Raw genomic sequence first — 15,062 nt, 5'->3', positions numbered from 1 at the left:
GTGGACGACAGAAGGGTGGGAGCGCTCCCAAAACGGGAGCATTGCATGGCCATGTCACAGCGTCAATGCCCTTCGCGCGACCTCGCCCGTACGCGTGACACGGGGCCCGAACGTATGAACTCAGGCCCCGAACACACGCAGTGAGAGCCACAGCGCCACCACGGCTGGGATCAGCGTGGCGGGCACGGTGAGCAGGCCGAGGCGGGTGAACTCACCGAGATTCACGCTGTGATCGTGCTGGTGGACGATCCGCCGCCACAGCAGGGTCGCCAGCGAACCCGCGTATGTGAGGTTCGGGCCGATGTTCACCCCGAGCAGGACGGCGAGGATCGGCCCGGGGCCCGCCGCCGCGGCCAGGGGCAGCAGGACCAGGACCGCGGGCAGGTTGTTGATGAGGTTCGCCAGTACGGCGGCGAGGACCGCGATGCCGAACAGCGCGAGCAGGCTCGACGAGTCCGGGACCAGGTGGCCGAGCGCGTCCGAGAGGCCGTTGTCCACCACGGCGCGCACCACGATGCCCAGGGCCAGGACGAAGGCGAGGAAGGGCAGCGAGGTGGCCCGTACGACGGCGAGCGGGGTGGTGCGCCCGCGGGCCAGCGCCCGGACGGCCAGGACGAGGGCTCCCGCGAGGGCCGCCCAGGCCGGCTCGATGCCGACCGCGGACGTCACCACGAAGCCCGCGAGGGTGCAGGCGACCGTGACCAGCGCGAACACGGGCATGTCGACGGGATCGGTCCCGGCCGAGTCCTCGGAGTCCCCGTCCAGGTCGCTCGGCTCGGCGAGTTCGGCGGCGAAGAAGCGCCGGAAGACCAGGTACTCGGCGGCGATGGCGACCGCCCACGCGGGGCCCATCAGCAGGGCGAAGCGGGTGAAGCTCAGACCGCTGGCCGTGAACGCGAGCAGGTTGGTGAGGTTGGAGACGGGCAGCAGCAGCGACGCCGTGTTCGACAGATGGGCGCACGCGTACACATGGGGCCCCGGGCGGGCGCCGAGGCGGGCCACGGTCGCGAACACCACCGGGGTGAGCAGGACGACCGTGGCGTCCAGGCTCAGTACGGCCGTGATGACCGACGCGAGCAGGAAGTTGGCGGCAAGCAGGCGTTGCGGCCGGCCCTTCGACGTACGGGCCAGCCAGGCGCCGCAGGCCCGGAAGAGGCCCTCGTCGTCGCAGAGTTTGGCGAGCACGAGCACCGCGGCGAGAAAGCCCACGACCGGGCCGAGCAGTTCGGCCTCCTCCCGCGCGTGGTCGAGGGAGATGGCGCCGGTGGCCATCACCAGCCCGGCGGCCGGGACGGCCACGGTGGCCTCCGGCAGACCGAACGGCCGGATCACGGCACCGGCAAGCACCGCTACGAGCAGAAGAGCGGAAAGGGCGGTCGCGAGTGTCGAGCTCAGGGGTTCGTCCTTGGAAAGTGATTGTCGATTTCGGTCGTTCGGGTCGTTCGGGTCGTTCGGTGGGGCGGTGGGTCGGTGCAATCGAATCAGACGACGGAGTGCCGAGGTGGACGGGGGCGCGAGTGTCGCCGCCCCGTCCTTCTGCTCGCTCCCGGGTCGCATATTCCAACGGAATAGCGATCCCCGTGCTCATTCCGAATTGCATTGCCCCGGCGCACTGTTGACACTTTGTCTCTGACAAAAAGCGTACGGGTGAAGGAGATTGAGAGCCCGTCTCTTGTTACCTGAGGGTTCGCTGTGCCAAGGTGCAGCTTGTCGGCGTGCAGACAACGCTTTCCGTACCCGTTGGTATGGACTAATTCCGCTTGCGGCTCTGGAGGAAAGTGCACGTGAACGACGCGACCCCGGTGCATTCCCCCGCGACCGGCAGCCTGTTCGAGACGACCGACGAACGGCTCGCGGCAGAGCTGAAGAAGGGGTCGGGCAAGGCGCCCGCCCGCTATCCCGCGGGGGAACTGCTGGGCCGGCACTGGGTGCCCGTCTTCTCGTACGCGCGTCTGTGCACGAACGGTGTGCAGTACGCGGGAATGCTCGCCACGGCCGCATTCACCCGCCTCTTCGGGGAATCCGTTCGACAGGTCGGCCCCAGAGCGGCTTGGCGGCCGGAGTTGCTGGTCGCGGTACGCCGAACAGCGGGCGAATGGGACGCGGACAAACGCCGGGGGATGCTGAGTCCGGAGTTGCGGTCCGCGCGGGGCGACAGCGGTTCTGCCGTGAATCGGCTGCTTCCGCCGAATGACCGGCGACTGGTGTCCCTGGCGTTCCAACGGCTGCCGGAGGCGGCGCGCTGCGTGCTGTGGCACGCGGAGGTCGAGGCCGAGGAACTCGCCGTGCCGGCGCGGCTGCTCGGCCTTCCCGTACGGGACGCTTCCCAGGCCCTGGAACGCGCACGGGAACTACTGCGTCAGTACTGTCTCGAAGCGCATCGCGAACTCGCTCCCGACGACGAGTGCCGCCGGTACAGCCGGCTCCTCGACGTCTCGCTCCGCCGGGGCGGCAACAGCGTCGACCCCGACCTGCGACAGCACATGACGGCCTGCGAGCACTGCCCGTACTCGGCCGAACAACTGGACCAGTCGGGAGACCGCTTGGCCGTACTGCTGGCGGAGGGGGTACTGGGATGGGCGGCCCTGCCCTACCTGGCCTCCAGGCCCGGCCGCCGCCCCGGAGGCGAGGAGCCGACGGCGGGCCCGGTCGTCTCCACGGCCCCGGGCCCGGACCCGGACGCCGGGCGCCATCCGGGAGTGGACTTCCACTCGACCGGAGGGTCGTATCCGGGGGGTGGTGGCGGGGGCTCCGGTAGCGGTGCGGGTGCGGTTCCCGGCCCGGGCTCCAGCTCCGGCTCCGGCTCGGGCTCCAGCTCGGGCCCCGGCCCCGGCTCGGGCCCCGGCCTTGGTCCCGGCCCCGGCTCGGGACGAGGTCTCGGGCCTGGTCCCCGCCGGGGAGGGGGGTCCTACCGTGGGCCCGACCCAACAGCCGCCGCCGGGCGTGGCTCGGGCGGCGGGTCTCGTTCGACCACCGGCTCGGGTCCCGGCTCCGGACAGGGACACGACCGAGGCCCTGGACCCGGTCCCAGCCCGGAGGCGGATTTCTGCCGAGGGTCCGCCCCGCAGGCCGGCGCCGGACGCGGTTCGGGCGGCAGGCCGCGTTCGATTCCCGACTCGGGCTCCACATCTGGCTCGGCCTCCGGCGCAGGCTGGGCCCCCAGCCCCGGTCAGGGCCGAGGCCCAGGTCTTGGTCGCGGTCCCAGCCCGGAGGCGGATTCCTCCCGGGGGTCCGCCCCGCAGGCCGGCGCCGGACGCGGTTCGGGCGGCGGGCCGCGTTCGATTCCCGACTCGGGCCTCAGTTCCGGCTCCGGCCTCGGCTCCGGCTCCGGCTCCGGCTTCGGCCTCGGCTCCGGCTTCGGCCTCGGCTCCGGCTTCGGCCCCGGCTCCGGCTCCGGCCTCGGCCTCGGCTCCGGCTCCGGCTCCGGCTCCAGCTTCGGCCCCGGCCCCGGCCCCGGCTCCGGCTCCGGCTCCGGCTCCGGGCAAGGCCCCGGCCGACGTCTCGGTCGTGGTCCTGGGGCGGAGGCGGATTCTTCCCGAGGGGTCGGCCCGCTGTCGGGCGACGGGCCTGGTCCGGGCGGCGGGCCCCGCTCGATCCCCGGCCCCGTCCCCGACCTCGCCGACGAGCTGGACGTCGATGCCGACTCCGTCTGGGGTGCGAGTCCCCGGCGCAAGGCCGATCCCCGCCGGGGGGCCCGCTCTCGGGCGGGTGACGCCGCGGCCGGAGGCCGGGTGGCGGGTTCGGACGCAGGGGCCGTCGGCGCTCACCTCGGTATCGGCTCGTACCTCGGTAGTGGCCGGCCGCGGCATGCCCTGCGGCTTCCGATGACGGACGGGGACGGAGGTGCCCCCGGGACCACCGGCAGGCGCTCCCCGCGGCGGCGCCGGGACCTCGCCCTGGCCGTGCTCGTCGTCAGCGGATGCGTCCTCGTGCCGCTGGTCCTGTGGGCCGGTGGCGGGGACGAACCCGCCCGATCCCCGGGCGCCGGGGCGACGGCCGATGAGCCCGTCGACGTTCCGACCAGGATCGGCGCCGGCGACACCGGGCCCGGTGCTCTCGGCGGACGGCTCCGCAACCGAGGCAGCGGCGACTGCGCCGGTGTCGCCGACGGCAAGGTCGGCGTGGGCGCCGAGGTCGTCCTCGCCACCTGTACCGCCTCGGAGCGCCAGCAGTGGTCGTACGAGAGCGACGGGCTGCTGCGGAGCCTGGCGGACGAGGACCTGTGCCTCGACTCCCGGCTCCCCTCCTCGGTCCGGCTGGGGCCGTGCGAGGGCGAGAAGGACCGGGCGGGCGTCCGCTACGACTTCACCTCGGAGGGAAGCCTCGTCCCCCTCGGGCAGCCGGCGCTAGCGCTGGCTCCCGGCTCCGGGGGCGACGAGGCAGGGCTGGTCCTCACGTCCCGTACCGGCGGACCCGCCCAGCGGTGGGAGATCGACGCCTCGGTGGACTCGGTCCAGATGGAGTGGATCACCTCGTACACGGACGGGGAGACGGCGAAACCGGCACCGGCACCGACCGTCGAGCCGAAGCCCGGCCGCACCGCACCACCGACCCCCGGACCGAAGCCCACGCCGTCCGAGGCGACCCCGACCCCACGGCCCACGGTCTCCGCTTCCGGCTGGACCTGTTACGGCTACTACTGCTGGTACGACGACGGATCCGGCGGCGGCCACGGCGACGGATACGGGGGCGGATATGGGGGTGGTTACGGAGGTGGCGGCTACGGGGGTGGCTACGGCGGCGGGCGCTGAACCGGCGGCGTATCAGCCCTCGCCGCCCTCGCCGCCCTCGCGGCCCTCGCCGTCCTCGCCGAACACCAGCTCCGCCCAGATCGTCTTGCCCTCCGTGGTGTGGCGGCTGCCCCACCGCTGCGTGAGCTGGGCGACCAGGAGCAGCCCGCGGCCACCTTCGTCGAACGTCTTGGCGCGGCGCAGATGCGGCGCGGTGTGGCTGGAGTCCGAGACCTCCACGATCAGCGTCGCGGCGTTGTGGATGAGCCGCAGCCGGATCGGACGTTCGCCGTAGCGGATCGCGTTGGTGACGAGTTCGCTGACCACCAGCTCGGTCGTGAACGCCGCCTCGCTCACGTCCCAGGTCTCCAGCTGCCGGACGACCTGCTTGCGGATCGGGGCGACGAGCGCGGGGTCGGCCGGTACTTCCCAGGTAGCCACCTGGGCGGACGGCAGGCCCTTCGTCCGGGCGAGCAGCAGGGCCACGTCGTCCGAGGCGCCGGTGGGCGGAAGCAGCGACTGCAGGATGTCGTGGCAGGTCTCGTCCAGGGATCCCGAGGCCCGCGCCAGTGCCTGGGACAGCAGCGCGTGGCTCTCGTCGAGGTCACGCTCGCGGCTCTCGGTGAGACCGTCCGTGTAGAGGGCGAGGACGGTGCCCTCGGCGAGTCGCAGCTCGGCCGACTCGAAAGGCAGCCCGCCCAGGCCGAGCGGCGGCCCCGGCGGTACGTCGATCTCCTCGGGCGGCCCGCCGGGCGGAACCATCACCGGCGGCGGATGACCGGCGCTGGCGAGGGTGCAGCACCGGGTGACCGGGTCGTAGACCGCGTACAGGCAGGTGGCGCCGACCTCGCCGGTGGTGCCTTCGCCGCCCGCCTCCGCGGAGAGCCGTACGACGAGGTCGTCGAGGTGGGTGAGCAGTTCGTCCGGCGCCAGGTCGATGTCGGCGAGGGTGCGCACGGCGGTCCGCAGCCGGCCCATGGTGGCGGACGCCTGCAGCCCGTTGCCGACGACGTCTCCGACGACCATGGCGACCCGCATCCCCGACAGCGGGATCACGTCGAACCAGTCGCCGCCCACGCCCGCCCGCGCCGCGGGGAGATAGCGCGAGGCCGCCTCGACGGCGGCCGTGTGCGGCAGCGAGCGGGGCAGCAGGCTGCGCTGCAGGGCGATCGCGGTCTCGCGTTCGCGGGAGAACCGGCGTGCGTTGTCGATGCAGACGGCCGCCCTGGCCGTGACCTCCTCGGCCAGGAGCACGTCGTCGGCGGTGAACGGGTCGGGCCGCCGGAACCGGGTGAAGACCGCGACGCCCAGGGTCGCGCCGCGGGCCTGGACGGGTACGGACATCGTGGAGTGGATGCCGTGCTCCCGGACCCGGTCGGCGCGTACGGGGTCCCAGGCGAGCCATTCCGAGAGGGTGTTCGCGGCATCGGCGGCCACGATGGGCCGGCCGGCCACCAGGGAGTCGGCCTGCGGTGAGCCGGCCGGATAGGTGTCGACCTCTCCCAGTTTGACCACCGACTCCGGGTCGCCGGGGTGCACCGACCGGTGGGCGGCGCGGCGCAGGCTCACGGGGGCGAAGACCGGTCCGTTGTGCGGTTCGCCGCCGCGGTCGGGAGGGTCCACCAGGTCGACGCTGACGAAGTCGGCGAGCGCGGGCACACAGACGTCGGCCAGCTCCTGCGCCGTACGGGTGACGTCGAGGGTGGAGCCGATACGGATGCTCGCCTCGTTCACGAGCTGCAGCCGCTCCCGGGCGAGGTACTGCTCGGTGAAGTCGTGGGCGGACAGACAGATGCCGCGCACCCGGCCCTCCGCGTCGGTCAGCGGCGCCATCCGCGCCAGCCAGGCCTGGGCGCGGCCCTCGGGAGCGGTGCCCAGGTACGTCTGCACGTCCTCACGTCTGCCGGTCCGGAGCACCCGGAGCATGTGCCCCTCCAGCTCCTCGTTCTGCGGCCGGCCGCCGATCTCCGGGATCCGCAGGCCACGGATGTGCTCCTCCGGGAGGCCCATCGACTCGGCCATCACCGCGTTGACCCTGCGCAGCCGGAGCCGCTCGTCGAAGATCGCGGTCGCGCAGGGCGACTCGTCCAGGAAGGTGGAGGTGAGGGAGTCGTCCTGCGCGACCAGGGCGCCGTTCTCCAGCGGGGTCACGACGAGCCAGTCGCTGCGGGCGCCCAGCTCGGGGCGCCGCCGGTGCGCGAGCAGCCAGACGCGCCGGGTGCGGCCGTCCTCGTGGCGCAGCGCGAGGGTGCCGATCCAGCGGTTGTCGGCGGACGGACGCCACAGCTCACCGGCGTCCGGCGCCAGCAGCCGCGCGGCGGGCCGGCCCACGACGTCGGCCGGCGCATGCCCGAGCAGACGCCGGGCGCCTTCGTTCCACTCGACGACGACGCCGTCACCGTCGATGACGGCTCGTGCCGTGGAGGTCTCGTCGAACGGATAGCCCGGGCCGTCGCCCGACGTCTCGCTGTGGCTCCTCACATCGCCGCCACTCCATTGCGCACACACTCACGGTGAACAGGTGCATCACTTGTGTTCCAGGGTAGTGCGTCCGGCCCTTCCGCACCCGGCGCGGCGCTTCCCGCCTCCCGCGCACCGGCTCCCGACCGGGCCTCGACTCGTGGTGGCCCGCGGATCAGCCGCCTGGCCGTCCCGTCCCGCTGACCTCCTGCGGCTGCTCGTGCTGGGTGAGGGTGTGCAGTTCGGCGGGGGAGAGGGGCCGGTGCACTTCGGCGTACTCGCCGTGCGGGAGCCGCTTGATCACGCCGGTCTCGCGGCCGTGCAACACCAGGTCCCGGTCCCGGCGTTGGAGGCCGAGGCAGATGCGCCGGGTCGCGACGAGGACGAGCACCGGGACGGCGAACACGGCGATCCGCACGGCCCAGGTCACCGTGTTGATGGACAGATGCAGACGGGTGGCCACGATGTCGTTGCCGCCGCCCGCCAGCAGGATCAGATAGAGGCTGATCCACGCGGCGCCGATGGACGTACGGACCGGCCGGTTGCGGGGCCGGTCCAGGAGATGGTGCTCGCGCTTGTCGCCGGTGAGCCATGACTCCAGGAACGGATAGGCGCCGATGAAGACCAGCGGGAGAGGGAAGACGACGATCGGGATCAGCACACCGAGGACCAGCGTGTGCCCGGCCACCGTGATCTCCCACCCCGGCATGATGCGTACCAGCCCCTCGGCGAAGCCCAGGTACCAGTCCGGCTGCGCCCCCGTGGACACCTGGTCGGCACGGTAGGGGCCGTACGACCAGACCGGGTTGATCGACGCGACCGCCGAGATGAGGGCGATCACCCCGAACACCAGGAAGAAGAAGCCGCCCGCCTTGGCCAGGTAGACCGGCATGAACGGCGAGCCCACGACGTTCCGTTCGGTCTTTCCCGGGCCTGGGAACTGGGTGTGCTTGTGGTACACGACGAGGATCAGGTGGGCGACCACCAGGGCCGCCATGATCCCGGGAATCACCAGGATGTGCAGCGAGTAGAAGCGCGCGATGATGTCGTGGCCGGGGTACTCGCCGCCGAACAGGAAGAACGACAGGTACGTGCCGACGATCGGCACCGACAGGACGGCGCCGTCCACGAACCGCATCCCGGTGCCGGACAGCAGGTCGTCGGGGAGCGAGTAGCCGAAGAGCCCCTCGAAGAGGCCGAGGAACAACAGCGTCCAGCCGAAGAGCCAGTTGACCTCACGGGGCCTGCGGAACGAGCCCGTGAAGAAGTGCCGCATCATGTGCATGAGCATCCCGGCGATGAAGATCAGCGCCGCCCAGTGGTGGATCTGCCGGATCAGCAGACCGCCCCGCACATCGAAGCTGATGTCCAGCGTGGACGCGTACGCCTCCGACATCCTGATGCCGTTCAGCGGGACGTAACTGCCGTTGTACGTGACCTCGTTCATCGACGGGTGGAAGAACAGGGTCAGGTAGACGCCGGTCAGGATCAGGATGACGAAGCTGTAGAGGCAGATCTCCCCGAGCAGGAACGACCAGTGGTCCGGGAAGACCTTGCGCAGATACTTCCTGCCGAGGGTGTGGGTGCCGAGGCGGCCGTCGAACCAGTCGGCGACCCGCTGACCGGAGGACGCGGCGGGCCCTCTCGACCCGGGCGTCTCCTGCTCGGTGGCGGTCACGCGTCTGCCCTCTTCCCCGCGGTCTCGGCGGTCTCGGTGGTCTCGGCGGTTCCGGTGGTCTCGGCGGCCTTCGCGGGATGCACGTGGGTGAGCTTGTCGGGGTTGGTGACGACGTAGACCCCGGACACCCGGTCGCCCTCCGGGGTGAGGTCCAGGACGATCACGGCGTAGGGGGCCGTGCCCGCGAACAGCACCGCCGCGTCGTCGCCGTTGACCCGCCGGTAGCGCAGGTCCAGATGCTGTCCGGCGCCCCGCGAGGCACCGGCGGTGAGGAGGCGGACGGCCTTGTCCCGCCCGTGCACCGGGCGCAGCCCCGCCGGCCGCCGCTTGCCGCCGGCGTCCGTCCACACCGTCACGTCCGGCGCGAGGATCTCCATCAGCGCGCCGATGTCCCCGCCGAGCGTGGCCTCGACGAACCGCTCGGTCGCCTCCCTGCGCACCCTCGGATGTGCCTCGTACAGCGGCCGGCGGGCGTGGACGTGCCCGCGGGCGCGGTGCGCGAGCTGGCGTACCGCCGCGGGGGTGCGGTCGATGATCTCCGCGATCTCGGTGTGGGCGTACCCGAAGACCTCGTTGAGGACGAACACCGCCCGCTCCAGCGGGGTCAGCGACTCCAGGACGACGAGCATCGCCAGGGAGACGGACTCGGTGCGCAGGGTGCGCTCGGCCGCGTCCGTCGCCGGCTCCTCGCCCGCCGCGGCCACCAGCGGCTCGGGCAGCCACGGACCCATGTACGTCTCACGCCGCCGGCTGATCGCGGCCCGGCGGGTCAGCGCGTGGTTCACCGCGACGCGCACCAGATACGCGCGCGGGTTCTCGATGTGCCGCTCCGGCGACCGGTCGCGGCTGCCGGACCAGGACAGCCAGGTGTCCTGGAGTACGTCCTCGGTGTCGGCGACGCCACCGAGCATGTTGTAGACGATCGCGAACAACAGCTCGCGGTGTTCCATGAACTGCCGTGTCGCCGCGGTCGGTTGCTCATGGGTCTGAGGTGACGGACTGTCGGACATGCCTGTGCCTCCCGTAGCGCGCTCACTACTGCGAGGGCTCCGGAGGGCCGGGATGTGACAGGTCACCGCGGAATGTGACCCAGGTCTCAGGCGTGTGCGGCACCGGGCGCATTCAGGAGGAGGGGGGCGGGCCGACCCGCCCTCGGGGCCGCCGACCGAGGGCGGGAGATCGGGGTCGACGGCCCGTTTCGCGGGGGAGAGCCGCCGTCCCGCGCGGGGCCTTCCGAGAAGGGCCGGGTACCAGTGGACTCCCCGCCCTCTCGCGCCGGGAGCGTGCGCGGGCCTCCGGCGCGGGTACACGCTTCACACGGGGTGCTCGGCGGGCAATACCCTGCCGAACCGTTCCGCCCGTCATGAGTTGACCGAGATGGACCGGGCGAAGTTGCCGAGAGGGACCGGACGAGTTGCCGAGAAGGGCCGGACGACTTGACCGGGATGGAAACTGACTTTCCTTCAATGGGCGGATGTCGTCGAAGTGGCTCACGCGCCTTGTTGGGCGTGAGCGTCATGTGCAAGGGTGAACTTCCTCGCACATGGCCAATGGCCAGGTCTGATTCACCGTTCGGGATTTCATCGTGCTGTCGGGCCCGAAAGGCTCGTGGCCGGCGGATGCCGAGTGGGAGACGTCCCGGCCGCTTTCCGTGCGCCAAGCCCGAAAGGTACGCACCAACAGGAGCTCCTTTTCGGCGGTCAGAACTCCTGTGTGCCACCTTGTGCCTTGGAAGGAAACCGCTCAGTGCACACCCCCCACCCGCCACGTCCGCCGTATCCGCCCGCCTCCGGTGCCGCCCCCGGAGAATCCGACGAGAGCCTCGCCGCCCTCCTGCGGGCGCAGCCGGAAGGCGAACTGGCGCACCCCGCCGCGCTCCTGCTCGCGCGGCACTGGCAGCCGACACACGACTACGCGGTCATCTGCCTCGCCTCCTCGACGGACGTCGCCTCGATGGTCACCGCCGCAGCCTTCCAGCAGGTACTGGAACGCCTCCGGCGCGCCGGGTCCGCCGCCGCCCTGCGCCCCCAGCTCCTGGTGGCCGTACGGGACATCATCACGGTGTGGTCCGCGGAGGACCGAATATCCGAGGCACTTCCGGATCTCCGGAAACCGGCCGGCGGTCGCGGTATGCGCGTGACGAAGTCCACGACACCGGAAAATCGCAAGCTCGCGGAACGTTCTTTCCAGGCTCTCCCGGGACTCGCCCAGTGCGTGCTCTGGCACACCGAGGTCGAGGCCGAGCACATATCCGTACCGGCCGGTCTGCTGGGCATGGATGTCGACAACGCGTCGGCGGCGCTCGATCAGGCCCGCGAGAAATTCCGCGAAGGCTGTGTACGGGCCCACCGTGAACTCGCGCCGAACAAGGAATGCCGCCACTACAACCGTCTCCTGGACGTTCCCATTCGGCGTGGCGGCGCCTTGCTCCCCGATGTGCAGCAACATCTGCTGGCGTGCCGATTCTGCCGTTACGCGGCCGAGCAACTGAGCCATTTCGAGGGCGGTCTCGGCGGACTGCTCGCCGAAGGCGTGCTCGGCTGGGGTGCCCGCCGCTATCTCGAATCGCGGCCGAGCGGCGGTCATCCGGCGGTCCGGTCCGTCCGGCACACCGGCAGACGCGCGGGCGGCACCGGCCGACCCCGTCCGCTGTCCCAGCGCTCCGCCCGGCAGGGACGGCACTCCTCCCCGGGCCCGCGGCACTCGAAGGCGATCCTCACCGGAGCAGGCCTGGTCTCGGTGGCCCTGCTCGCGACCGTCCTGGTCACGAGCCTGTGGTCGCAGGACGACGACGGGGCCGACCCGTCGGCCACCGCCGGGGCGTCCGCCGGTCTCTCCCCGGGCGGGCAGGCACCGCCCGCCCGGTCGTCCGCCCCGCCCGACTCGGCGGGCCTTCCCACCGGGCCCGTCCGGACCCGGCTGCGCAACCTCGCCGCCGACCTCTGCCTCGACATCAAGGGCGGCAGGGCGAAAGCCGGCGCGGGTGCCGAACTCGACACGTGCTCGGCCGTCGCGACACAGAAGTGGTCGTACGAGAAGGACGGCCTCCTGCGCAGCGCCGCCGAACCCGATCTGTGCCTGGACTCCCATGTGGACGCCGGTGTGGTCGTCCTGGGCAACTGCGCCGCCGCGTCCGCCGAGCGGGGTGACGACGTGCGCTACGACCTCACCGTGCGGGGCGAGTTGCTGCCCCGCTGGCAGGCGGAACTGGCCGTCGCCCCCGCCGCGGACGAGGCCGAGGCGGATGTGGTGGTCAAGATCCGGGACCGCGGTGACGACCAGCGCTGGCTCACCGACGACACCGGAGCGACGCCCGAGTCGCTGTCGATAGCGGGCACGGACGCGCCGTCCGGCGAGCCGACCGCCGGCCGGTCCGCGTCGGACACGCGGATCGGCTCCGACGCCGACGCCGGGAGCGGGGACGGGGCCGGCTCGGGGTCCGGGTGCGCCGGGCCGAGGTGCGAGGCCGAGCCGGGTACGTCGGGAGCGGACGGACCGGACCAGCTGGACGAGGGGGCGGAGTCGACCCCCTCGGCGTCGAGTCCCTACGCGGATCCCCACAGGGATCCCTACGCGGAGCGCCGGGCCGCCACGGTCGACGACTCCGGTACGTCTCCCGCCGAACCACTGCCCCTCCTGCTGGCGAGGTCGGTCACCGCCCTCGGTCTGTGACCTGCGGATTCGGCGGGGCTGCGGCCGACTTGGCGGCCACGGCCCCGGTCAGGTGACGGTCAGGAGGCGGTCTCCTCCTCCAGGTCGTCGGGGCCGAGGTCGCCCGGTCCGGCGTGTCCCGACAGGGCGAGCGTGAGGTCGAGTTCGGCCAGCAGACAGCGGATCACGTGCTCGACGCCGGCCTGGCCGTCGAGGCCGAGCCCGTAGGCGAACGGACGCCCTACGAGCACGGCCTCGGCGCCCAGCGCCAGTGCCTTGAAGATGTCGTCGCCCGAGCGGATCCCGCTGTCGAAGAAGACGGTCAGCCGGTCCCCGGCGGCCTCGACCACCCTGGGCAGCGCGTCGGCGGCGGCGACGGCACCGGCCACCTGACGTCCGCCGTGGTTGGAGACGACCACTCCGTCCATCCCGGCGTTGACGGCCCGCCGGGCGTCGTCGGGATGGAGGACGCCCTTCAGGACGATGGGGCCGTCCCAGTTCGCCCGCAGGAACTCCAGGTCGGGCCAGGTCTTCGCGGGATCGGCGAACATCCCGACGAAGTGCATGACCGCGGCGTTCGGGTCCTCGTGCACGGGCTTGGCCAGACCTGCCTGGAACGCCGGGTCGGAGAAGTAGTTGGCGGTGCCCACACCGTGCAGGAACGGCAGGTATGCCTGGTCCAGGTCCCGGGGCCGCCACGCCAGCAGGGGCGTGTCCAGCGTGACGAACAGGGCGGTGAACCCGGAGGCCTTCGCCCGGTCCAGGAAACTCTTCGTGACCTCGCGGTCCTTCGCCCAGTACAGCTGGAACCAGCGTTCCCCGCCCCCCATCGCCTCCGCGACCTGCTCCATCGGCGTACTGGAGGCGGACGACAGGATGAACGGCACCCCCTGTGCGGCGGCGGCGCGGGCCGCCGCCGACTCGGCGTCCGGATGCATGATCGACAGGACACCGACCGGCGCGAGCGCGAGCGGCGCGGGCAGCGGGCGGCCCAGCACCTCGACGGACAGGTCGCGTTCGTGGACGTCCCGCAGCATGCGCGGCACGATCCGGCGGCGTTCCAGCGCGGCGCGGTTGGCCCGTGCCGTACTGCCGTTGCCCGCGCTGCCCGCCACATAGCCCACCGGGCCGGGCCCCAGCCGCTGTTCGGTCAGCTCCTCCAGCCGGGTCAGATCGGTGGGCAGCCGGGGTACCGCTCCCGTCAACCCGTTCAGATAGATCTCGTACTGGAAGTCCGCCCAGTGCTTCGTCATCCGTACGTTCCGCCTCTCGCCCTGGTTCCGGTGGCAGGGACCGAACCGATCCTGACCTGGCCCCGCGACGATCCTGACGAGCGGGGCAAGAGCCGTCCAGCACGGGGACGGCACGCTCAGACCGGGAACGACACCCGTACGGACACCAGGCGGCCCGTCGGGTCCAGATCCACCGTGACCGGGAACCAGCCGTCGCCCTGGCCGGTCATCGCGCACAGCACCTGTGCGCCGCCGACCCGCACGGTGCCGGACTCCAGCGGGGAGGCACGGATCGCTCGCATGATCTGCCAGTGGTGGGAGTGCGGGCGGAAGTCCACCATCAACCGCCTGCGCGGGTCCGCGTCCTTCCAATCGAAGAGCGCGGTGGCCAGCCGCATCGCGTCCGGCATCGGCAGACCCGTCCAGCCCTTCACGCCCTTCTCACCGGGCTCGCCCAGGTCCGGGGCCGCGAACTCGGTGGCGGCCTCGGCCTCGGCCGCGCCCCAGAACGCGACGTCGGCCAGCCCGTCGACGGGGTCGTCGTGCCGCCAGGCGCTCAGTGCGTCGGCGTCGCCGAAGAGCAGCCGGGCCCAGTCGACGCGGATCTCCCCGAGTTCCACCGACTTGACGGCGGCGACGGCGGGGGATGGGGAGAAGGAGGGGGCGAGGGAAGAGCCGATGGGGGAGAGGGCGACGGCGGAGGGGGCGATGGGGACCACGATGCCGCTGTCCGTCGCGAGGACCGGCAGCGGACGGTCCCGGGGTACTCCGCCGAGGGCCACGACCGGCACGCCGTTCATCAGGAAGCAGCCTCCGCCGCGTTCCGCGCACCGGCGTACCCGCTCTCGGTGCGGCACCCGTTCGGCGCGGGCTTCGAGTGCGGCGTCGAGGCCCTGCTCCCGGCAGTGCGCGTCGAAGAGCTCGACCAGATGCGCGGCCCCGGACGCCGGGATGTCGTGCAGCGTCCGGCCGGGCTGCCTGTCGAAGGAGTGGGCCGCGGTGTCGGCGTCGGGGCCGGTGATCAGGAAGTCGGTCGCCGCGCTCACATCGGCGGCGACCGCCGGATCCCGGACCCCGAACGCACCCGGGTCCACCAGCGCCGGTGAACCCTCACCGCTCCACATGCCCAGATGACCGGCGTCGACGATCACCAACTCACCGGACGGACAAGTGATCTCGCCCAGTCCGTAGATCTCTCCCATGGCGGGGCAGTCTACGAAGACGGCGTTCCCGGACAGCCCCCCTGCGGCAGGAGCTGGCCGGATTTCGCTGTCAGGAGTACGGGGTACGGGGTGCGGGGTAGAGGCGCTC

The 15,062-nt window shown here is 72.1% G+C and carries 8 protein-coding genes; 2 read left to right on the top strand and 6 right to left on the bottom strand.

Annotation, left to right across the window (positions count from 1 at the left end):
• Window positions 1-120: 120 nt before the first annotated feature.
• On the bottom strand, window positions 121-1,395 hold the full coding sequence (locus tag C6Y14_RS42505; protein ID WP_107022323.1) for an arsenic transporter: 1,275 nt from the start codon (window positions 1,393-1,395) through the stop codon (window positions 121-123).
• 389 nt (window positions 1,396-1,784) lie between these two features.
• On the opposite strand from C6Y14_RS42505, the gene C6Y14_RS44400 reads away from it, so the two are divergent.
• On the top strand, window positions 1,785-4,751 hold the full coding sequence (locus tag C6Y14_RS44400) for a ricin-type beta-trefoil lectin domain protein (protein WP_159074415.1): 2,967 nt from the start codon (window positions 1,785-1,787) through the stop codon (window positions 4,749-4,751).
• Window positions 4,752-4,763: 12 nt separating this feature from the next.
• Here the strand turns inward: C6Y14_RS44400 and C6Y14_RS42485 are convergent, their stop codons facing one another.
• The 3 genes from C6Y14_RS42485 to sigJ all read right to left on the bottom strand — a co-directional run bounded on the left by C6Y14_RS42485 (window position 4,764) and on the right by sigJ (window position 9,878).
• Window positions 4,764-7,211, bottom strand: a complete 2,448-nt coding sequence (locus C6Y14_RS42485) for a SpoIIE family protein phosphatase (RefSeq protein ID WP_107022289.1) — start codon at window positions 7,209-7,211, stop codon at window positions 4,764-4,766.
• Between the two features lie 154 nt (window positions 7,212-7,365).
• Window positions 7,366-8,868, bottom strand: coding sequence for a cytochrome bc1 complex cytochrome b subunit (gene qcrB, locus C6Y14_RS42480; RefSeq protein WP_107022288.1), 1,503 nt, complete (start codon window positions 8,866-8,868; stop codon window positions 7,366-7,368).
• Window positions 8,865-9,878 (bottom strand): RNA polymerase sigma factor SigJ, encoded by a 1,014-nt coding sequence (gene sigJ, locus C6Y14_RS42475; protein WP_107022287.1) that lies wholly within the window; start codon window positions 9,876-9,878, stop codon window positions 8,865-8,867. Before sigJ ends, qcrB begins: the two co-directional genes overlap by 4 nt.
• Before the next feature lie 736 nt (window positions 9,879-10,614).
• Between sigJ and C6Y14_RS42465 the strand changes: the two genes are divergently transcribed.
• Window positions 10,615-12,540, top strand: a complete 1,926-nt coding sequence (locus tag C6Y14_RS42465) for an RICIN domain-containing protein (protein WP_107022285.1) — start codon at window positions 10,615-10,617, stop codon at window positions 12,538-12,540.
• Between the two features lie 59 nt (window positions 12,541-12,599).
• Here C6Y14_RS42465 and C6Y14_RS42460 read toward each other — a convergent pair whose 3' ends face one another.
• Both C6Y14_RS42460 and C6Y14_RS44395 read right to left on the bottom strand, forming a co-directional pair.
• Window positions 12,600-13,772 carry a lactate 2-monooxygenase gene (locus tag C6Y14_RS42460; RefSeq protein ID WP_107022284.1) on the bottom strand — a complete coding sequence of 391 codons (1,173 nt, stop codon included), beginning with the start codon at window positions 13,770-13,772 and terminating at the stop codon, window positions 12,600-12,602.
• Between the two features lie 116 nt (window positions 13,773-13,888).
• Window positions 13,889-14,953, bottom strand: a complete 1,065-nt coding sequence (locus tag C6Y14_RS44395; protein ID WP_159074414.1) for a hypothetical protein — start codon at window positions 14,951-14,953, stop codon at window positions 13,889-13,891.
• Window positions 14,954-15,062 lie beyond the last annotated feature (109 nt).

The sequence above is a fragment of the Streptomyces dioscori genome (assembly GCF_003024195.1).
GTDB classification, from domain to species: Bacteria; Actinomycetota; Actinomycetes; order Streptomycetales; family Streptomycetaceae; genus Streptomyces; species Streptomyces dioscori.
This window is presented reverse-complemented; position numbering and strand designations above follow the sequence as displayed.